The organism is Streptomyces sp. NPDC041713 (assembly GCF_055591085.1).
On the sequence record NZ_JBVIZY010000006.1, the window covers coordinates 373300 to 394224 of the forward strand.

18 protein-coding genes are annotated in these 20925 nt (G+C 69.9%); 14 read left to right on the forward strand and 4 right to left on the reverse strand.

Features of this window, described 5'->3' with window-relative positions:
- The first annotated feature begins 401 nt into the window (after positions 1-401).
- From ngcE to ACZ6CV_RS21150, 13 genes are all read left to right on the forward strand, one after another.
- The gene (ngcE, locus tag ACZ6CV_RS21090) at positions 402-1838 is read left to right on the forward strand and encodes an N-acetylglucosamine/diacetylchitobiose ABC transporter substrate-binding protein (protein WP_469252269.1); all 1437 of its coding nucleotides are present in this window, start codon (positions 402-404) and stop codon (positions 1836-1838) included.
- 247 nt (positions 1839-2085) lie between these two features.
- Positions 2086-3000: a carbohydrate ABC transporter permease gene (locus ACZ6CV_RS21095; protein ID WP_469252462.1), complete on the forward strand. Its 915-nt coding sequence runs from the start codon at positions 2086-2088 to the stop codon at positions 2998-3000.
- Positions 3001-3021: 21 nt separating this feature from the next.
- Positions 3022-3918 carry a carbohydrate ABC transporter permease gene (locus ACZ6CV_RS21100; RefSeq protein ID WP_469252270.1) on the forward strand — a complete coding sequence of 299 codons (897 nt, stop codon included), beginning with the start codon at positions 3022-3024 and terminating at the stop codon, positions 3916-3918.
- A 148-nt stretch (positions 3919-4066) separates the two neighbouring features.
- Positions 4067-5329, forward strand: a complete 1263-nt coding sequence (locus ACZ6CV_RS21105; RefSeq protein ID WP_469252271.1) for an extracellular solute-binding protein — start codon at positions 4067-4069, stop codon at positions 5327-5329.
- A 49-nt stretch (positions 5330-5378) separates the two neighbouring features.
- A complete protein-coding gene (locus ACZ6CV_RS21110) occupies positions 5379-6326 on the forward strand; it encodes a carbohydrate ABC transporter permease (protein WP_469252272.1) in 948 nt (315 codons plus the stop codon).
- Positions 6326-7207, forward strand: coding sequence for a carbohydrate ABC transporter permease (locus ACZ6CV_RS21115; RefSeq protein ID WP_355804993.1), 882 nt, complete (start codon positions 6326-6328; stop codon positions 7205-7207). Before ACZ6CV_RS21110 ends, ACZ6CV_RS21115 begins: the two co-directional genes overlap by 1 nt.
- Before the next feature lie 240 nt (positions 7208-7447).
- On the forward strand, positions 7448-8647 hold the full coding sequence (locus tag ACZ6CV_RS21120) for an ROK family transcriptional regulator (RefSeq protein ID WP_362366807.1): 1200 nt from the start codon (positions 7448-7450) through the stop codon (positions 8645-8647).
- A gap of 120 nt (positions 8648-8767) precedes the next feature.
- Positions 8768-9865, forward strand: a complete 1098-nt coding sequence (locus ACZ6CV_RS21125; protein ID WP_362366805.1) for a substrate-binding domain-containing protein — start codon at positions 8768-8770, stop codon at positions 9863-9865.
- 224 nt (positions 9866-10089) lie between these two features.
- Positions 10090-10914, forward strand: coding sequence for an ATP-binding cassette domain-containing protein (locus tag ACZ6CV_RS21130; RefSeq protein WP_469252463.1), 825 nt, complete (start codon positions 10090-10092; stop codon positions 10912-10914).
- Positions 10911-12257 (forward strand): sugar ABC transporter permease, encoded by a 1347-nt coding sequence (locus ACZ6CV_RS21135; RefSeq protein ID WP_469252273.1) that lies wholly within the window; start codon positions 10911-10913, stop codon positions 12255-12257. The genes ACZ6CV_RS21130 and ACZ6CV_RS21135 overlap by 4 nt, the downstream gene beginning before the upstream one ends.
- A 252-nt stretch (positions 12258-12509) precedes the next feature.
- Positions 12510-14441: a 1-deoxy-D-xylulose-5-phosphate synthase gene (gene dxs, locus ACZ6CV_RS21140; RefSeq protein WP_469252274.1), complete on the forward strand. Its 1932-nt coding sequence runs from the start codon at positions 12510-12512 to the stop codon at positions 14439-14441.
- A 146-nt stretch (positions 14442-14587) separates the two neighbouring features.
- Complete coding sequence (locus ACZ6CV_RS21145; RefSeq protein WP_469252275.1) at positions 14588-16081, forward strand: amino acid permease; 1494 nt, start codon at positions 14588-14590, stop codon at positions 16079-16081.
- 82 nt (positions 16082-16163) lie between these two features.
- Positions 16164-17657, forward strand: a complete 1494-nt coding sequence (locus ACZ6CV_RS21150; protein WP_469252276.1) for an ArnT family glycosyltransferase — start codon at positions 16164-16166, stop codon at positions 17655-17657.
- 22 nt (positions 17658-17679) lie between these two features.
- On the opposite strand, the gene ACZ6CV_RS21155 is transcribed toward ACZ6CV_RS21150, so the two are convergent.
- The 4 genes from ACZ6CV_RS21155 to ACZ6CV_RS21170 form a co-directional block, all read right to left on the reverse strand.
- Positions 17680-18387: a hypothetical protein gene (locus ACZ6CV_RS21155; RefSeq protein WP_469252277.1), complete on the reverse strand. Its 708-nt coding sequence runs from the start codon at positions 18385-18387 to the stop codon at positions 17680-17682.
- Positions 18384-18848 carry a hypothetical protein gene (locus ACZ6CV_RS21160; RefSeq protein WP_469252278.1) on the reverse strand — a complete coding sequence of 155 codons (465 nt, stop codon included), beginning with the start codon at positions 18846-18848 and terminating at the stop codon, positions 18384-18386. Before ACZ6CV_RS21160 ends, ACZ6CV_RS21155 begins: the two co-directional genes overlap by 4 nt.
- A 134-nt stretch (positions 18849-18982) precedes the next feature.
- Positions 18983-19219: a hypothetical protein gene (locus ACZ6CV_RS21165; protein ID WP_469252477.1), complete on the reverse strand. Its 237-nt coding sequence runs from the start codon at positions 19217-19219 to the stop codon at positions 18983-18985.
- Between the two features lie 139 nt (positions 19220-19358).
- Positions 19359-19730 carry a PIN domain-containing protein gene (locus ACZ6CV_RS21170; protein ID WP_362366777.1) on the reverse strand — a complete coding sequence of 124 codons (372 nt, stop codon included), beginning with the start codon at positions 19728-19730 and terminating at the stop codon, positions 19359-19361.
- 79 nt (positions 19731-19809) lie between these two features.
- On the opposite strand from ACZ6CV_RS21170, the gene ACZ6CV_RS21175 reads away from it, so the two are divergent.
- Entirely contained in the window at positions 19810-20880 is a 1071-nt protein-coding gene (locus ACZ6CV_RS21175) for a hypothetical protein (protein ID WP_469252279.1), read from the forward strand.
- The last annotated feature ends 45 nt before the right edge of the window (positions 20881-20925 follow it).

Genomic DNA, 20925 nt, shown 5'->3' on the forward strand with positions numbered 1-20925 from the left:
TGGGTGTCAAGGTTGTTGACGGGTGTCGTGAGTCGTACGGGCGTGTCCGTGTCGCGGGACCACCACCCGTACCGCCGCCGGTACCTTGCGGGAAAGTCCATGGAAACCGGCGCGAAAGTCCAGGGGTTGCGGCAACGATCTGCGAGAGGTTCTCACCAGGGATCTTCGCAGGTCTCAACTCGGAAAAGGGGCGGAGCAAAGCTGTATTCGATCTTGCCCAGCCGACCGCGAGTGGACTATACCTGTCGGCGTCCGCGCGGGCCGTCCGGCCGGTCGCGGGCCCGGTCGACCGCATCCTGCCGCTTCACCGATGTATCTGCACGACCCCAGCTTCACACCACCGCGGTGCCGGGGAGGATCCGGTTCACCGCCTGAGTCCTGGAGAAGGCGAGGACTTGAGCATGGGATCCACCAGCGTCAACCGTCGTGATGTCATGAAGCGGGCGGCTGTCGCCGGTCTGCTCGCGGTGCCGGCCGTAGGGGCACTGAGCTCCTGCGCCAGCGGAGGCGGCGACGAGAACAAGGCCGAAAAGGGCGAGAAGACCAAGAAGAACCCGCTCGGCGTCAAGGAGGACGCGGGGCTCACGGTCTACATCTTCAACGGCGGGTACGGCGACAAGTACGCCCAGTTCGTCACGGACATGTACGGCAAGAAGTACCCCAAGGCCGACACGGACCAGAAGCCCACCGAGAAGATCGCCACCCAGGTCCAGCCGAAGATCGTCCGGGGCAAGCCCACGGCGGACGTCGTCAACAACTCCGGCGCCGACCAGATGAACATCGGCAAGCTCGTCCACAACAAGCAGGTCGCCGACTTCAACGAGATGCTCGCGTCCCCCTCCTGGGACGACCCGAAGGTCACCGTGCGCGAGACCCTGGTGCCGGTCGTCGAGCAGATGGGCCGCTTCGGCGGCAAGGAGTGCTACCAGCTCAACATCACGATGACGGTGTACGGCAACTGGTACTCCCAGAAGCTCCTGGAGGAGGGCCTGGAGGCGGAGTACCCGAAGACCTGGGACGAGATGCTCGCGGTCTGCAAGAAGGCCAAGGCCAAGGGCATCCACGGCTGGAGCTACCCCGGCGGCCACCCCCGCTACATGTTCTTCAGCATGTACGCGATGTTCGCCCAGCGCGGCGGCCGCGAGGTCACCACGGCGATGGACTACCTGGAGCCGGACGCCTGGAAGCACGACGCGGTCAAGGACGTCTTCGAGGCCTGGGAGGAGCTGGTCGCCAAGAAGTACGTGCTGACCGGCTTCGACGGCACCGAGGCGCACACCGAGATGCAGACCGCGTGGACGAAGGAGGGCAAGTGTCTCTTCGTGCCCAACGGCTCCTGGGTGGAGAACGAGGCCAAGGACACCACGCCGAAGGACTTCCGGATGGCGGTGGGCGCGACCCCGTCGCTCGACTCGGGCGACAAGATGCCGTTCGGCACGCTCTACGCCCCGGCCGGTGAGCCCTTCATCGTCCCCGCCAAGGCCAAGAACGTACAGGGCGGCCTGGAGTGGATGCGGATGATGTACAGCAGGGAGGCTGCCGTCAACCTCTTCAAGGAGGTCGGCTCGTTGCCCGTCGTCAAGGGCGTCCTCGAGGGTCTGAAGCAGCTGCCCCCGGGCGCGGCGAGCGCCCAGGCGGCGATCAAGGCGGCCGGCGAGAACGTCGTCATCCCCCAGTTCATGGACTGGTACAACGAGCTGTTCCGTGAGGACTTCAACAACATGATCCACAAGTTCATGCAGGGCCAGATCGGCGCCCGGCAGGCGATGGACACCATGCAGAAGGCCTCCGACCGGATCAAGAACGACCCCGACATCACGAAGATCAAGAAGGCCTGACCTTCCGATCCCTACGTGATCCGCCCGACGGTCCGGGGCCCGCACGGCCCCGGACCCGGGCACGCGACCGAGCACACAGGCATGTGAAAGAGCGGCGGGGCTGAGCAGCGTGAAGACCGACACCCTGGTGGAGAACTCCCCACCTCCGAAGAAGCAGAAGACGGGCCCGAGGCCGGCGCCGGGCGCACCGAGCCTGCCGTTGTTCCTCCTGGCGGCGGTGCTGCCGCCCCGCTTCACCCCCGAGCGGGTGCGCTACGACCGGCGCTACCGCACGCTCGACAAGTACCGCTTCATCGTCGGCTTCCTGGCCGTGCCGCTGGCGTTCTACGCGCTGTTCGTCATCTCGCCCTTTGTGCAGGCGATCTACTACTCGTTCACCGACTGGTCCGGCGGTCCCGTCGCGCACTTCGTCGGGTTCGAGAACTACCAGAAGATGTGGAACGACGAACGCTTCTGGGACTCCCTGCAGGTGAGCGCGCTCCTGCTGCTCATCGCCCCCGCGATCACCCTGATCCTCGGCATGTTCTTCGCCTACATGATCACCTCGGGCGGCCGGCACCGCAGGGGACAGGCCATCGCGGGCGTCGCGGGCTCCTCGGTCTACAAGGTCGTCTATTTCTTCCCGCAGGTGCTCTCCGTCGCCATCATCGCCGTGGTGTGGGGCCGCGTCTTCAACACCAACAGCGGCCTGATCAACGGCGGTCTCGACAAGGCCGGCATCCAAGGCCCCGCCTGGCTGGGCGGCGACGAGACGCTCGGCATCATCTCGCTGCTCACGGTGGTCAGCTGGAGCTTCATCGGCTTCTACGTCGTCCTGTTCTCCGCCGCGATGGGCGCGATCCCCAAGGACATCTACGAGGCCGCGCTCCTGGACGGGGCGGGCCGCGCCCGCACCTTCTTCAACGTGACGCTCCCGCTGATCTGGGACACGGTGCGCACCGGCTGGATCTACATGGGCATCCAGGCCCTGGACACCTTCGCGATCTGCCTGGTCATGGTCCCCCCGCACGTACTGAAGGTGACCCCGGTCTTCCTCTACGAGCGGTTCCGGGACGGCCAGTACGGCTACGCCACCTCCATCGGCGTCGTGCTGCTCTTCCTGAGCATGGCGTTCTCCCTGATCGTCATGCGGGTCGGGAACCGCGACCGGATCGAATACTGAGACCGCGGGAGCCACTGCATCATGACCACGACCACCACCACCGCGCCGCGCTCCGAGACCACCGACGCGCCCCGCCGCGAGCGGGAGACGGGCGGCGCGACCCTCAACGTCTTCTCGCACGCCTTCCTCGTCCTGTGGGTCATCCTGGCCGCCGGGCCGCTGATCTGGGTCGCGCTCACCGCGTTCCGCCCCTCGGCGGAGATCCTCAGCGACCCGATGGGCTGGCCGGCCTCCTTCCACTGGGAGAACTTCTCCAACGCGTGGAGCAAGGCGAGCATCGGGCAGTACACCCTCAACTCGCTGATCATCCTGGCAGGTTCGCTGACCGGCACGATGCTGCTCGGCTCGATGGCCGCCTACGTCATCGCCCGCTTCACCTTCCCCGGCAACCGGCTGATCTTCATGCTGTTCGCGGGCGGCATGATGTTCCCGGTCATCCTCGCCCTGGTGCCGCTCTTCGCGGTCATGGAGAACTTCGGTCTGCTGGACACCCGGCCCGGCCTGATGATCGCCTACATCGCGTACTCGCTGCCGTTCACCACCTTCTTCCTGACCTCCTTCTTCCGCACGCTGCCGACCGGCGTGCAGGAGGCGGCGATGGTCGACGGCGCGTCGCACACCCGGACGTTCTTCCAGATCATGCTGCCGATGGCCAAGCCCGGCCTGGTCAGCATCGGCATCTTCAACTTCCTCGGCCAGTGGAACCAGTACCTGCTCCCGCTGCTGCTCAACAACGAGGACGAGAAGAGTTACGTGCTGCCCCAGGGGCTCGCCTCGCTGGCCGTCTCGCAGGGCTACCGCGGCGACTGGGGCGCGCTCTTCGCGGGCCTGACCATCGCGATGCTTCCCGTGCTCGTCGTCTACGCGGTCTTCCAGCGACAGGTACAGGCGGGTCTCACCGCGGGCGCCATCAAGTGACCTGGTGAGGCAGGTGATTTCAGCTTGGCCACGAAAGTGGTCTAGGCCTGTCGAGGCGAATCGGGCCGTGAGTAGTGTCGGCGCCACGGGCCGCGGGGGGCGACTGGACGCGCTCAAGTCGACACCGATGTCGAAGGGTTGAACCATCATGAGGAATCGAATAGTCGCCACCGGTGCGGCAACGCTCGCCATGGCGCTGAGTCTTACCGCCTGCGGCGGTGACAGCGACAGCGGGGACGGCAAGACCATCAAGCTCGTCGCCGCCGACTACGGCGACAAGGCCTCCAACGCCTCCAAGGTGTACTGGAACCAGGTCAAGAAGGAATTCGAGAAGGCCAACAAGGGCTACAAGGTCGATGTCCAGGTCATCAACTGGAACGAGATCGACAAGTCCGTCAAGAACATGATCCAGGCGGGCAACGAGCCCGACCTGCTGCAGACCGGCGGTTACGCGGACAAGGTCGCCGACGACCTGCTCTACAAGGCGGACGAGGTGATGTCGCCCACGACGCGCGACAACCTCATCCCCACCTTCGCCAAGGCCGGCGAGGTCGACGGCACCCAGTACGGCATCCCGTGGGTCTCCTCCAGCCGCGTGATGTTCTACAACAAGTCCGTCTTCAAGAAGGCCGGCATCAAGAGCCCGCCGAAGACGTGGGACGAACTGGCGGCCGCCGCGAAGAAGATCAAGGACAAGAAGGCCGCCGACACCCCCTACGCGCTGCCCCTGGGCCCCGAGGAGACCCAGGGCGAGTCGATGATGTGGGAGCTCGGCAACGGCGGCGGCTACACCGACGCGAGCGGCAAGTACACGATCGACAGCGCCAAGAACGTCGAGACCTTCGACTGGCTCAAGACCAACCTGGTCAAGCCCGGCCTGACGTACGCCAACCCCGCCTCCACCGACCGCAAGACGGCCTTCGCCGACTTCGCGGCCGGCAAGGTCGGCATGCTCAACGGCCACCCGAGCCTCATCCAGATGGCCAAGGAGGGCAAGGTCGACTACGGCGTCGCGCCCATCCCCGGCAAGGACGGGCCGCTGAAGTCCACCCTCGGCGTGGCCGACTGGATGATGGCGTTCAAGGACGGCGGCGCCAAGAAGGAGGGCGTGAAGAAGTTCCTGGACTTCACGTACTCCAAGAAGATGCTGGCGTTCGACGAGATGTACAACCTGATGCCGGTCACCCAGGACGCCCTCAAGACGATGCAGGGCAACGGCAAGCACGAGGACCTGGTGCCGTTCTTCCAGGTGCTGCCGAACGCCAAGTTCTACCCGCTGGGTGACACCACCTGGGACGTCGTGTCGGCCGAGATCAAGAAGACCGGCGGCAAGGCCGTCTCCGACGACCCCAAGCAGGTCCTCGGCGACCTGCAGAAGAAGGCGGAGTCGGCGGCGGCCGAGGCCAAGTAGCGCCCGGCCGGGCCCTCTTCACCCCTCATCCCGTCCGCAAGGAGTCCTTGTGTCCCTGAAGGCCCCTCCGTCCCCGGCCGATTCCGGCCGGGGACGGGGCGGGCGCGCACCCAGGCCGGTGAGCCGCCGCAGCGGTCTGGCCCGGCTCGGTCCGCTGCCCTGGATAGCGCCCGTCATCCTGCTGATCCTCGCCGTGGTCGTCTGGCCCGTCGTCGAGCTGATCCGCACCTCGTTCCTCAACATCTCCATCGCCGGCAAGGTGCGCGGCAGCGCCGGGACCGACAAGTTCAAGAAGCTCTTCGAGGAGAGCGACTTCGGGTCCGTCCTGCTCTGGACGGTGCTGTGGACGGTCGTCGTCGTCACCGCGACGATGCTGCTCTCGCTGGCCCTGGCCCAGCTCTTCAACCAGAAGTTCCCCGGCCGCCGCATCACCCGCTGGGCGCTCATCGCCCCGTGGGCGGCGTCCGTCCTGATGACCGCCATCGGCTTCAAGTGGATGCTCAACCAGACCGCGGGCGTGCTCAACACCTTCATGCTCGACCTCGGTCTGATCGACGGCTCCAAGGACTGGCTGGGCAAGCCGGAGACCGCCTGGCCGTGGATGATGGCGGTCGCCGTCTTCGTCTCCCTGCCCTTCACCACGTACACGCTCCTGGCCGGCCTGCAGACCATCCCCCAGGACGTCTACGAGGCCTCGCGGATCGACGGGGCGGGCCCCTGGCAGACGTACCGCCACATCACGCTCCCGATGCTGCGGCCCGCCTTCCTCGTCGGTGTGGTCATCAACCTCATCAACGTCTTCAACTCCTTCCCGATCATCTGGGCCATGACCCAGGGCGGTCCGGGCTACGACACCTCCACGTCGATGGTGTTCATGTACAAGCTGAAGGAGACCGACATCGGCGAGTCCGCGGCCATGTCGGTCGTCAACTTCCTGATGGTCGTGGTGCTCGTGCTGATCTTCCTGAAGGTCAGCCGGTGGAACGAGGAGGACTGATGGCCACCGCGACGGCGACCCGCCCCGCGCCCCACAAGGACGGCGGGCCCGCGAAGGCCCGGCGCGCCTTCCGGCCCCGCACCCTGGTCGTCACGGCCTGCGCCTGGCTGCTCGCCGCGGTCTTCCTCGCGCCGTACCTGGAGATGGTCGTCACCGCGCTCCGCCCCAAGGAGGAGCTGCGCGACCGCACGTACCTGCCCGGCAAGCTGGAGTGGGCCAACTTCATCGACGTCTGGAAGGAGTCCGAGCTCGGCCAGAACCTGCAGGTGACCCTGCTGGTCGCGGGCGGCGCCACGCTCCTGGTGCTGCTCGTCTCGCTGCCCGCCGCGTACTACACGGCCCGGATGCGCTACCGGGGCCGCAAGCTCTTCCTGCTGCTCGTCCTGGTCACCCAGATGTTCCAGCCCACCGCGCTGCTGGTCGGCCTCTACCGCGAGTTCCACGAGCTGGACATGCTCAACTCGGTGTGGACCCTGATCCTCACCAACGCGGCGTTCAACCTCGCCTTCGCGGTGTGGATCCTGACGGCCTACATCAGCTCCATCCCGCCGGAGCTGGAGGAGGCCGCCATGGTGGACGGCACCAGCCGCTTCGGCGCCATGATCAAGGTGACCCTGCCGCTCGCCCTGCCGGGCGTGGTCACGGCCGTGATCTTCACCTTCATCACCTCGTGGAACGAGTTCGTGATGGGCCTGACCCTCACGACGGAGCCGGAGAAGCAGCCGCTGACGGTCGGCATCAACAACTTCATCGGCAACTACACGGTGCAGTGGAACTACCTCTTCGCCGCGTCGGTCGTCGCCATCGTGCCGGTCATCGTGCTGTTCGCGTTCATCGAGCGGCATGTGGTGTCGGGACTCACGGCGGGCTCGGTGAAATAGGCGGGAGGGCGGGCGTGCGGCCCGTCCGAAGGAGTACGGAGGCGGTCGCTCCCGGCAGGGGGCGGCCGTTTCCGGTATTCGCTGGGTGGAGGGTCCGGATTTTCCTCAACGACTTGACTGCAGCGACTCCTTCAGCAGAGTTTGGAGTTCATAACTTGTACATGGCCCGGTAGGCGTTTCCGAGGCCGGTGTCGCGGGCGGCCCACGGGCCGCCCGAAAGAGGGCAAAGGGTGAGAGTCAATGGAGACTCCGGGGTCGCAGTCGTCTCTGCACCGGGCCAATCTCGAACGGGTCGTGCGCGCCGTACGGCTCGCCGGGTCGCTCACGCAGGCGGAGATCGCGAGGACGACGGGCCTGTCGGCCGCGACCGTCTCCAACATCGTCCGGGAGCTAAAGGACGCCGGGACGGTCGAGGTCACGCCCACCTCGGCGGGCGGCAGGCGGGCCCGCAGCGTCTCGCTCAGCGGTGACGCCGGCATCGTCATCGGGGTCGACTTCGGCCACACCCACCTGCGTGTGGCGGTCGGCAACCTCGCCCACCAGGTGCTCGCCGAGGAGTCCGAGCCGCTGGACGTCGACGCGTCCGCCGCGCAGGGCTTCGACCGGGCCGAACAGCTGGTCAGCCGGTTGATCGCGGCCACCGGAGTGGACCGTACGAAGATCGCCGGGGTCGGGCTCGGCGTGCCGGGACCCATCGACGTGGAGTCCGGCACGCTGGGCTCGACGTCGATCCTGCCGGGCTGGACCGGCACCAAGCCCGCCGAGGAGCTGCAGGGCCGCCTCGGGGTGCCGGTGCACGTCGACAACGACGCCAACCTCGGCGCGCTCGGCGAGCTGGTCTGGGGCAGCGGCCGGGGCGTCAAGGACCTCGCGTACATCAAGGTCGCCAGCGGCGTCGGTGCCGGGCTCGTGATCAGCGGGCGGATCTACCGGGGGCCCGGCGGCACCGCGGGGGAGATCGGGCACATCACGCTCGACGAGTCGGGCCCGGTGTGCCGCTGCGGCAACCGCGGCTGCCTGGAGACCTTCGCCGCCGCCCGGTACGTGCTGCCGCTGCTGCAGTCCAGCCACGGCACCGATCTGACCATGGAGCGGGTGGTCGGGCTCGCGCGGGACGGCGACCCGGGGTGCCGGCGGGTGATCGCCGACGTGGGCCGGCACATCGGCAGCGGCGTCGCGAACCTCTGCAACCTCCTCAACCCCTCCCGTGTCGTGCTCGGCGGCGATCTCGCGGAAGCCGGCGAGCTCGTGCTCGGGCCCATCCGGGAGTCGGTCGGGCGGTACGCCATCCCCAGCGCGGCGCGGCAGCTGTCCGTGCTGCCGGGGGCGCTGGGCGGGCGCGCCGAGGTGCTCGGCGCGCTGGCCCTCGCGCTGAGCGAGATGGGGGATTCCACCCTTTTGGACGGAAGCCTCCCCACGCAGGCGCCTGCCTTCACTTAGATAACGCATGGCACCGTTGTCATCTCGTTAAGGATTTACTCCTTGACGCTGGTGTGGCGGCCGAGTTGACTTCGAGCCACCTCGGCCGCAACGTCGCGGCCTCGTCAGGGAGGCACCCCAATGAACGCAATGACGCGTCGCGTCGTCATAGGCACCGCAGCGGTTTCGATGGCACTGGCCATGACCGCGTGCGGCAAGGCCGGCGACGACGACGACAAGGGCAGCGGCGGCGACACCAAGACCATCGGTCTGCTGCTCCCCGAGAACAAGACCACGCGCTACGAGACCTTCGACCGCCCCTTCATGGAGGCGAAGATCAAGGAACTCTGCTCGGACTGCAAGGTCAAGTACAACAACGCCGCGCAGGACATCGAGACGCAGAAGAAGCAGTTCGACGCGCTCGTCACCCAGGGCATCAAGGTCATCATCCTGGACGCGGTCGACTACAAGTCGACCAAGTCGTGGGTCAAGCAGGCCGACAAGCAGGGCGTGAAGGTCGTGGCGTACGACCGCCTCGCCGAGGGCCCGCTCGCCGCGTACGTGTCGTACGACAACGAGAAGATCGGCCGCCTGCAGGGCGGGGCCATGGTCAAGGCCCTCGGCTCGAAGGCCAAGGACGCCAACGTCGTCATGCTCAACGGCTCTCCGACCGACCCGAACGCCCCCTTCTTCAAGAAGGGCGCCCACTCGGTGCTCGACAAGAAGGTCAAGAAGATCGCGTACGAGCAGGACATCCCGGACTGGTCGCCGGAGGAGGCGAGCCGCAAGATGTCCTCCGCGATCGACAAGCTCGGCAAGGACGGCATCCAGGGCGTCTACGCCGCCAACGACACCATGGCGGGCGCCGCGATCACCGCGCTCAAGGGCCGCGGCATCAAGGTCCCGGTCGGCGGCCAGGACGCCGAACTCGCGGGCGTACAGCGTCTGTTGGGTGGCACCCAGGACTACACGATCTACAAGCAGATCAAGCCGGAGGCCGAGACCACCGCCGAGATCGCCGTGCGTCTGCTGCAGGGCAAGGACATCGACGCCCTCGCCGACCGCAAGGTCGACTCGCTCAGCGGCGACGTCAAGGGCATCCCGGCCAAGCTGTACGACGCGCAGGCGATCACCAAGGACGAGGTCGCCGACACGATCATCAAGGACAAGGTGTACAAGGCCAGTGAGATCTGCACGGCCCAGTACAAGAAGGCCTGTGACGCCGCGGGTATCAAGTAACGCCCGTCTGCGGTAAGCCCGTTCGTACGAAGTGGGGCCCGGGGGCGCGTGAGAGCGCTCCCCGGGCCCGTACGGAACGGAACCCCCGGTACCGGTCCGGTGCCCGCCCCATCAAACCGCCCCGCAAACGGGGGGCGGGTGCCGGACTTGCCCGCGGAAGGCTGTTCTCCCCCGGGCACTGTCCTTGCTGCACCACCATCCCCGCCGGTCAGGCGGCGAAGGAGCTGATTCACGTGTCCGCTACGCCCGTGCTGGCGTTGCGCGGGGTCTCCAAGCGGTTCGGCGCCGTCCAGGCGCTCACGGACGTAGACCTCGAAATCCACACCGGTGAGGTGGTCGCCCTGGTCGGCGACAACGGCGCCGGCAAGTCCACGCTCGTCAAGACGATCTCGGGCGTCCACCCGATCGACGACGGCACCATCGAGTGGGAGGGCAAGGGGGTCCGCATCGGACGCCCGCACGACGCCCAGAACCTCGGCGTCGCCACCGTCTACCAGGACCTCGCGCTCTGCGACAACCTCGACGTCGTGGCCAACCTCTTCCTCGGCAGCGAGCTGAGGACGGCGTCCGTCCTGGACGAGATCAAGATGGAGAAGCGGGCCAAGGAGCTCCTGGACACCCTCTCCATCCGCATCCCCAGCGTCCGCATCCCGGTCGCGGCGCTCTCCGGCGGTCAGCGCCAGGTCGTCGCCATCGCCCGCGCGCTGGTCGGCGACCCCAAGGTCGTCATCCTCGACGAGCCCACCGCGGCCCTCGGCGTCGAGCAGACCGCCCAGGTCCTCGACCTGGTGGAGCGGCTGCGCGAGCGCGGCCACGGCGTGATCCTGATCAGCCACAACATGGCCGACGTGAAGGCCGTCGCGGACCGGGTCGCGGTGCTGCGGCTCGGCCGCAACAACGGCACCTTCACCGTCGCGGACACCACCAACGAAGAGATCATCGCCGCCATCACCGGCGCCACGGACAACGCCGTGACCCGCCGCTCGGCGCGCTCGGCCTCGGTCACGAACCCGGGCGCGAACCCGGTCACGAAGGAGGACGCGAAGTGAGCGACCTCGCCAAGAACCCGAAGCCCACCGCGGACGCCCCCGCCACGGACACCTCCGCCGCGGGCACCGGCACCGCCGCCGTGCCGGCCCAGGTGGACAAGTCGGCGGCGCCGGTCCCGGTCGTCGACCCCCGGCTGCTCGTCCGCGAGGAGGGCCTGGCCGGCTACTGGACCGAGTTCAAGCGCAAGATGCGAGGCGGCGAGCTCGGCTCGCTGCCCGTCGTCGTGGGCCTGATCGTCATCGCGATCATCTTCCAGCTGAAGAACGAGCACTTCCTGGACGCGAGCAGCCTCGCGAACATCGCGGTCTTCACCTCCGGCCTCGGCATCATGGCCGTCGGCATCGTCTTCGTCCTGCTGCTCGGCGAGATCGACCTGTCGGTCGGTTCCGTGGCCGGCATGGGCGCGGCGGTCTGGGCCGTGCTGAACGTCACCCACGAGATGAACGACTGGCTCTCGGTGCTCATCGCCGTCCTGACCGGCCTGGTCATCGGCGCCCTGCACGGCTTCTTCTTCGCCAAGATCGGCGTGCCGGCCTTCGTGGTCACGCTCGCGGGCTTCCTCGGCTGGAGCGGCGTACAGATCTGGCTGATGGGCGGCGAGGGCAGCATCAACACGCCCGAGGGCAGCATCGTCGAGAACCTCACCGGGCACTTCTTCGCGGAGAAGGGCGCGGCCTACGGGCTCGCGGCCGTCGCGATCGTCGCGTACGCGGCCTCCCTGCTGCTCGACAGCAAGCGCCGCAGGTCCGCCGGGCTGCCGTCCCGGCCGGTCAGCGAGATCGTGCTGCGCACGGTCGTCGTCGCCGTCCTCGCGGGCGGCGCGGCGTACGAGCTGAACGAGCCGGACGGCGCCCGCGGGCTGCCGCTCGCCCTGGTGCTCTTCCTCGCCGTCCTGGTGATCGCGGACTTCGTGGCGCGGCGCACCACCTTCGGCCGCCAGGTCTTCGCGGTCGGCGGCAACGCGGAGGCCGCGCGCCGGGCCGGCATCAACGTCGACCGGGTCCGGATCATCGTCTTCGCGATCTCCGGCATGCTCGCGGCCTTCGGCGGCCTCTTCATCGCCAGCCTCTCGGGCGGCGCCACGAAGAGCCTGGGCGGCGGCAACACGCTGATGATGGTGATCGCCGCGGCGGTCATCGGCGGGACGAGCCTCTTCGGCGGGCGCGGCAAGGTGTGGTCCGCGCTGCTCGGCATGCTGGTCATCCAGTCGATCCAGCAGGGGCTCAACATGCTCGGCATGGCGAGTGAGATTCAGTTCATGATCACGGGTGCGGTGCTGCTCGCCGCGGTGGTCATTGACTCTATTTCGCGGCGGACCCAGAAATCGGCGGGGCGCGCGTAGCGTTCCCCTGAGCGGGTTCGGGGGCGGCCCGTGGTCTTTCGGCCGCCGGGCCGTCCCTGGCTGAGCGCGCAGTTCCCCGCGCCCCTTACGGGGCACGCCGGACCCCGCGTCCCCTTACGGGGCGCGGGGTTCCGCTGTTCGTGTGACCCGGAAAACGCCGCCCGGACGCCGCCGCCGGTTGCGGAACATTAGACTCGACAGACCCGGCAACGCTCGAACAGCACATCTCAGCTCTACTGCAAGGAGGCACGGGTGCCGCTGCTGAACCGCATCACGGGACCGCGCGATCTTGACCGGCTCAGTCCCGAGGAGCTGAACCAGCTGGCCGGAGAGATCCGCGGCTTCCTCGTCGACGCAGTCTCCAAGACCGGCGGCCACCTCGGCCCCAATCTCGGCGTGGTCGAGCTCACCATCGCCCTGCACCGCGTCTTCGAGTCCCCGCAGGACAAGGTCCTCTTCGACACCGGCCACCAGAGCTACGTGCACAAGCTGCTCACCGGCCGCCAGGACTTCGAGAAGCTGCGCACCAAGGGCGGCATCTCCGGCTACCCCTCGCGCGCCGAGTCCGACCACGACGTGATCGAGAACAGCCACGCCTCCACCGTCCTCGGCTGGGCCGACGGCCTGGCCAAGGCGAACGAGGTGCGCCGCAAGGACGACCACGTCGTCGCCGTCATCGGTGACGGCGCGCTGACCGGCGGCATGGCCTGGGAGGCGCTGAACAACATCGCGGCCGCCAAGGACCGCCCGCTCGTGATCGTCGTCAACGACAACGAACGGTCGTACGCGCCGACCATCGGCGGCCTCGCCAACCACCTCGCGACCCTGCGCACCACCGACGGGTACGAGCGGTTCCTGGCCCGCGGCAAGGACCTCCTGGAGCGCACGCCGGTCGTCGGCAGGCCGCTCTACGAGACCCTGCACGGCGCCAAGAAGGGCCTGAAGGACTTCATCGCCCCGCAGGGCATGTTCGAGGACCTCGGCCTGAAGTACGTCGGCCCCATCGACGGCCACGACATCGAGGCCCTGGAGTCCGCCCTGCAGCGCGCCAAGCGCTTCGGCGGCCCGGTCATCGTGCACTGCATCACCGAGAAGGGCCGCGGCTACAAGCCCGCCGAGGAGGACGAGGCCGACCACTTCCACGGCATCGGCCCGATCCACCCCGACACCGGCCTGCCCATCGCCTCCGGCGGCATGGACTGGACGTCCGTCTTCGGCGAGGAGATGGTCAAGCTCGGCCACGAGCGCGAGGACATCGTCGCCATCACGGCCGCCATGCTCCAGCCGGTCGGCCTGCAGAAGTTCGCCAAGGCCTTCCCCGACCGCGTCTACGACGTGGGCATCGCCGAGCAGCACGCCGCCGTCTCCGCGGCCGGCCTCGCCACCGGCGGCCTGCACCCGGTCTTCGCCGTCTACGCGACCTTCCTCAACCGCGCGTTCGACCAGCTCCTGATGGACGTGGCGCTTCACAAGTGCGGCGTCACCTTCGTCCTGGACCGCGCCGGCGTCACCGGTTCGGACGGCGCCTCGCACAACGGCATGTGGGACATGTCGATCCTGCAGTGCGTGCCGACCCTGCGGATCGCCGCGCCGCGCGACGCCGACCAGGTCCGCATGCAGCTGCGCGAGGCCGTCGAGGTCGACGACGCGCCGACCGTGGTGCGCTACTCCAAGGGCGCGGTCGGCCCGGCGGTCAAGGCCGTCGGCAAGGTCGGCTCGATGGACGTGCTGCGCGAGGCGTCCGCCGACAAGCCGGACGTGCTGCTCGTCTCCGTGGGCGCGCTCGCGCCGATGTGCCTGGAGATCGCCGGCCTGCTCGACAAGCAGGGCATCACCACGACCGTCGTCGACCCGCGCTGGGTCAAGCCGGTCGACGAGGCGATGGCCCCGCTCGCCGAGAAGCACCGCGTCGTCGTCACCGTCGAGGACAACTCCCGCGCGGGCGGCGTCGGTTCGGCCATCGCCCAGGCGCTGCGCGACGCCGGCGTCGACGTACCGCTGCGCGACTTCGGCATCCCGCCGCGCTTCCTCGACCACGCGTCCCGCAAGGAGATCATGGCGGAGATCGGGCTGACCGCGCCGGACATCGCCCGGCAGGTCACCGGCCTGGTCGCCAAGCTCGACGGCAAGTACGAGCGGAACACCGCCGCCGCGGTCGACGCGGTGGAGCCCGCCCGCGACTGACGTCAACGCGCACCGCCGATGGGCCGGTTTCAGCACCCTGTACGGGTGGTGGGACCGGCCCATTCGCGTGAATCGGCCCGCGCCGGGGCTTTCGGGGTACTCGGTCTCTCGATCATGTCGGGGACGACAAGCGTGGAGGTACGCCCGTGAGCAACACCCTCTTCAGGACGAAGAGCGTCGAGCGGTCCATCAAGGACACCGAGGAACCGGAGCACGCGCTCAAGAAGTCGCTGTCCGCCCTCGACCTCACGGTCTTCGGCGTCGGCGTCATCATCGGCACCGGAATCTTCGTACTGACCGGAAAAATCGCCAAGGAGACGGCCGGGCCCTCGGTGGCCCTGGCCTTCGTCGTCGCCGGAGTCGTGTGCGCCCTCGCGGCGCTCTGCTACGCCGAGTTCGCCTCGACCGTGCCGGTCGCCGGGTCCGCGTACACCTTCTCGTACGCCTCGCTCGGCGAGTTCCCGGCCTGGATCATCGGCTGGGACCTGGTCCTCGAACTCGCGCTCGGCTGCGCGGTGGTGGCGGTCGGCTGGTCCGGCTACCTCCGCTCGCTGCTCGACACCGCGGGCGTGCATCTGCCGCAGGCGCTGAGCGGCACGCACGAGGGGAAGTTCGGCTTCGACCTGCTGGCCGCGGTGCTCGTGCTGATCCTGACCGCCATCCTCGTCGCCGGGATGAAGCTGTCCTCGCGGGTCACCAACATCATCGTCGCCGTCAAGGTCACCGTGGTCGTGCTCGTCATCATCGTGGGCGCCTTCTTCATCACCGGCTCCAACTACGACCCGTTCGTCCCGCCGAGCAAGCAGGTCGAGGGCGGCGGCGGCATCACGGCGCCGCTGGTCCAGCTGATCTTCGGGTTCACCCCGGGCGACTTCGGCGTGATGGGCATCTTCACCGCGGCGGCCGTCGTCTTCTTCGCGTTCATCGGCTTCGACATCGTCGCGACCGCCGCCGAGGAGACCCACAACCCGCAGCGCGACGTGCCCCGCGGCATCCTCGGCTCGCTGCTCATCTGCACGATCCTGTACGTCGCGGTCTCCGTCGTCGTGACCGGCATGCAGAAGTACACCGACCTCTCCACGGACGCGCCGCTCGCGGACGCCTTCAAGGCCGTCGGGCACCCCTTCTGGGCGGGTCTGATCAGCTTCGGCGCCGCCGTCGGCCTCACCTCCGTCTGCATGATCCTGCTGCTCGGCCAGACCCGGGTGTTCTTCGCGATGAGCCGGGACGGGCTGCTGCCGATGACCTTCTCCAAGGTCCACCCCAAGTTCGGCACGCCGTACCGCTCGACGATCCTGCTCGGTCTGATCGTGGCGGTCGTCGCGGGCTTCACCTCCATCGACGAGCTGGCCGAACTGGTCAACATCGGCACGCTGTTCGCCTTCGTCGTGGTCGCCCTCGGCGTCATCCTGCTCCGCAGGCAGCGTCCCGACCTGCCGCGCGCCTTCCGCACCCCGCTGGTGCCGTTCGTGCCGATCCTCTCGGTGCTCGCGTCGCTGTGGCTGATGCTGAACCTGCCGGCCGAGACCTGGGTGCGGTTCGGCGTCTGGATGGTGCTCGGCGTGGTCATCTACTTCGCGTACGGGCGCTCGCACAGTCGTCTGCACGTCCGTGACGGGCAGGCCGGCGACGCACGGTAGTCACCCGCCGTTCGGCAGGCATTACGCCCCGGCCCCGTATGTCCCGATCCGTCGGGGCGTGCGGGGCCGTTAGCGTGCCCGTATGCTCGCCCCGCCCTCCGCGTCACCACGCTCCGTGCCCGGCCTCCGGGTGCCGGGCCCGCGTACGGAGCCCGCCCCCGGAAGGGGTGCACGGGCCGCGTACTGGGCGCGGCTGCTCCCGCTGCTCGCCGCCCTGGCGTGCGTGACGCGGCTGCCCTCCTTCCGGTGGCCCATGTGGAGCCCGGACGAGGGCTATCTCGCCGTCCAGGCACGGATGTTGGCGGACGGCGGCGAGCTCTACGAGACGGTCGTCGACCGCAAGCCGCCGCTCGTCCCCTGGCTGTACGCGGGCGCGTTCGCGCTCTTCGGCGACGACTCCCTGCTGCCCCTGAAGCTCCTCGCCGTCGCCGTGCAGCTCCTGACGGCGGTGCTCCTGGTCTCGCTGGCCCGGCACCGCTGGGGGGACGGCGCGGGCCGCACGGCGGGCGTGCTGTACCTGCTGATCTCCGTGGGCCTCAACCCGGAGGACGCCCAGGCGGCCACCTTCGAGGTCTTCATGCTGCCGTGCACGGCGGCCGCCATGTGGTGCGCGGACCGCCGCAGGTGGGGCGCCGCGGGGGCCGCCGTGGCCTGCGCCTTCCTGGCCAAGCAGACCGGCGGGGCCGTGCTCCTGCCGGTCGGCTGGCTGCTGTGGCACGGCGGGGCGAACCGGCGGGATGCCGGGCGCCTGACCGCCGGCCTCGGCCTGCCGGTACTGGCGGCCGCGCTCCTGACGACCCCCACCGGCTTCCTGTTCTGGACGGTGACGGGATCCGGCGCGTACGCCTCCTTCACCGGCTCCGAACTCCACGTACTGGCGCGGGGTTTGATCAACGCGGCGGTCCTCGCGGCGGCCTGCGCGGGAATCCTCCCACCGGTCGTACGGGTGCTGCGGATCGCCCGCACCGGCGCGGCGGAGCTGTGGCTCTGGCTCGCCTCGTCGGTGGCCGCGGTCCTGCTCGGCTTCCACTTCTTCGGCCACTACTACCTCCAACTCATGCCGCCGCTAGCCCTGTTGGGGGTGGCCGCGCTGCAGATCCTGCCGCGCGAGCGGACGGTGCGGGCCCTGGTCACCTCCGGGTGCGCGTGCGCCGTGTTCCTCGCCTGGGGGCTGCTCGCGCCCCGCCCCGAACTGGCGCACGCCACCCGCCTGGCGCAGGCGGTCAGGGCCGAGACGGGACCGCGCGACCGGGTGCTGCTCTGGGGCATACACCCGGAGACGTACTGGCTGGCCGACCGTGCCCCCGCGAGCCGCTACCTCACGGCCGGCCTGCTCACGAACTACAGCGGGGGCCGGGACGGGCCCCAGGTGGGCGAGAAGTACGCGGTCGAGGGCGCCTGGCCGGTCTTCCGCCGGGAGATGCGGCGCGACCCGCCGGCGGTCGTGGTCGACGACTCCCGCGGCAAGCCGTTCGCCCCGGACCGGGTGCCGTCACTGCGCCGGATCCTCTCGGTCGGGTACGCGCCGGTGGCGCGGGTGGCGGGGGCGGTGGTGTATGTGCGGGTGGGGCGGTGAGAGGGGGGCGGCACCGGGTGCGTCACCGGGCGCGCGTGTACGTCAGCGTGTCCTCGCCGGCGATGCGCCGCAGCGTGTTGTCACCCACCACGAGCACCGTCGAGGCGCCGCCCGGACTGCACGATTCGGGCGGGCGGCCGCGAGCCACGGTCGACTTGCCCAACCGGATGCCGTCGAGGACGACGGCTTCGAGCCGGGCGCGGAAGACGCAGTGGTACTCGGGGCCGTCCGCCGTCAGGGACATCACCGTGTCGCCCACCTCGCCCTGCCGGATCACGAGCGTCCGGGTGTTGTCGGGGCTTCCCGGGACCGCGGTCTTCCACGTGCCGATGTACCTCTCCGGCAGCGCGCCCGCCGGGGGAGCGGTGTCCACGAAGGTGTCCTCGCGGTAGGCGCTGAAGGCGCCGAAGGCGATGGCGACGACGGCGGCCACCGCGGCCAGGACGAGACCGCGGCGCCGGCGTGTGCGGGGCGGAGGGCCTCCGGCGGACACGAGAAACGGACCGGACGGCGCGCTTCTCTCCGCGCGCCCTGCTGTCGCGTTCCGCGCCGGCTCCTTCCCGGCGGTCGCCGGATGCGGTCGCCGGGTGCGGACCCCGATGGTGGCGGCGGCCGCCCTGCGGGCCAGGGTGAGGTCGTGGCGCGGGGGCAGGGAGCGGGCGCGGTCGGGGCGCCGGTCGACGCCGATCGTGGCCGCGGCGGCCCGGCGCAGCAGCGCGGGCCGGATCATTCGGCACCCCTGCGCTCCGCGGCCGACGGCCGCGGGCGCGGCAGGGGCCCGGGATCGCGGGCCGGCGGCTCGCCCTGGGGCGGCGGCACCGGCTGGCCGGCCTGCGCGGCGCCCGCGTCACCGAGGACGATGTCCGCGAGCCGGGAGTTCTTGAGCTGTACGAGGACCAAGGGCGCCGAAGCTCCCGCGGCGAAGGTCGCGAAGCCCCCGCTGATCTGCCCCGAGGCGCCGAGGAGCACCGCCACCCCGGCACCCAGCGCGATGTGCACGGCGGCGGCGACGCACTCACCCGCGATGTCGTAGTACGCGCCGAACGCGGGAGGTTCCTCGTCCCCGGGGTGCCCGGAGAGCCGATGGTCCCGGCGCCGGGCGAGCCACTCGGTCATGCAGTCGTAGGCATGCACGACCCCGCGCACCGCTCCGCCGGCCGCGCCGAGCAGAAGCAGGGTCGCAGTGTCCACGTGTCCTCAGCCAACGCAGGTGAGACTTCGACGAGTTGGTGTCACAGGCTACGGACCTCGTCGGCGCCTGAGAAGAGCCCCTTCGGGCCACGCGGGCCAAAACGGAGGGGGGTGGCGGCGCGGCCCGGCGGGGGCTACGAGCGGCGTTGCCAGGTGCGGGTGACGTCCGCGAGTGCTCCCACGACCGCTCGGGTGTGGTCGCGGTCCACCCGGATGCGGGGGCCGAACTCGACGTGCAGGAACGGCACGTCGTGCGCGGCGGCGGCCCGCCCCTGCATGTTGGAGCGACCCGCGAGCGGGCAGGACCTGGCCCAGGCGCGGCAGAGGGGATCGGCGCGGCCGACCGCCCCAAGTCCATCGATCGGCGACAAGGGCGGCACGTCGCGCCTGGACGGCAACGGCTACTACGCCTCGACGTTGCGCAGCGCGAAGCGGCTTTAGCGCTTCGCTGGGCGGGCGGTTCACCGGCTGCGGGCCGGTGGGGGCCGGTCGCGCAGTTCCCCGCGCCCCTCACGGGGCGCGGACCGCCCTTGGGCCCGTGCATTCTGCGCCCACCTCGCCCACCCTCCGGCGCAGCTCGCGGTCGGCCGTGACCACCACGCACGGGCGGCCCGCCGCCCCGGCCGCCACTTCCACGATGTGGTCGTCACCGCTGCCGGGTGCGCTCTCCACCCGTACGCCGGGCACCGACTCCACTCCTCGGGCGGCGCCCTCGACGACGAGTACCAGGTCCACGGGGCCCGGGTGTCCGGGCAGTCCGTCCGCGGCGTACGGGACGAGGGAGTCCCGGAGCCGCTCGGCGGCCCCGCGGCGGTCCTTCCACCAACCGTCGGGCACGGATCCGACGACGTTCGCGGCATCGACGACGACGAGAGTTCTCATGCGGCAAACGTAAACTAATAGGCAAAACGCTGTGCGTCCGTGACCGTGGACGTGATCGTGGAAGGGGAGGCGCCGAGTCATGCCGTCGAGGTCCACCAGCACCGGTGCCCCGGACACCGCCCGCTGGCTGCTGCGCGGCCGGGACGGCCGGCTGACCGCCTACGCCCGTGCCGGGGGAGGGCTGCTGCGCTGGACGGAGGAGCGGCCCGGCGGCCCCGACTGGAGCGGCCCCGACTTCTTCGAGGCGCCCGACCTGACCTACCTCACCCTCGCCCAGGGCAGCGACGGCTACGTGCACTTCCTGGGCCGCAGGGAGCGGCGGGACGCGGCGGGGGAGCCCGTCGTGGAGATCATGCACTCCATCCAGTACCAGTCGGGCCGGCCGCTCATGGACTGGCGCTCGCTCGGCAACCCGCACACCAAGCGCCTCGACCGCGCCCCCTCGCTCGGTGCCCCCGCCGCCGCGGTGGACGCCGCGGGCACCGTCCACGTCTTCGTGCGGGACGCGATCGGCAGCGTCCGGATGCGCCGCGAGGGCAAGGGCGGCAGGTGGGAGGGGTGGAAGGACCTCAAGGTCCGCGACACCCTGGACGGCATGGCCGCGCTCGCCACCTCGACGGGCCGCGTGGAGCTCCTCGCCCCGTCCGGCAAGGCCACCCTGCGCTGGGCCCAGGAGAGCCAGGGCGGCGAGCTGCGGCGCGCCGACGACGTCCCCCTGGCCCCCGCCCCCGGCTCCGGCACCGCCTTGGAGACCGGCCCCGACCGCCTCACGTACTACGCGGCCGACGCCCTCGGCGACGGCGTCCTCGCCCACCGCCCGGCGGACGGCGGCCCCGCGATGCCGCTCGGCGGCGCGCCGGGCCCCGGCCCCACGGCGGCCGTGCGGACCACCGTCGACGGCCACGACTGCACGGTCCTCGCGCACCGCACGACCGGCGGGCGCCCGGCGCTCGCCGCGTTCCCCACGGAGGACGAGGGGGCGGGCCTGTGGTGGGCCGAGACCGGCGAACCGTGCCTGGGCGCCCCGTCGTTGGCGCTCGACGCGCACGGCCGGGTGGTCATGGCGGCGATCGGCCTCGACGGCACGCTGCGCCTCGCCCGCCAGAAGGCGGAGCCGGGCCTCGCGCTGGAGGCGTGGGCCGCGGTGTGAACAGACGGCAGTGGGCCGTACGGGACAACTCCCGTACGGCCCACT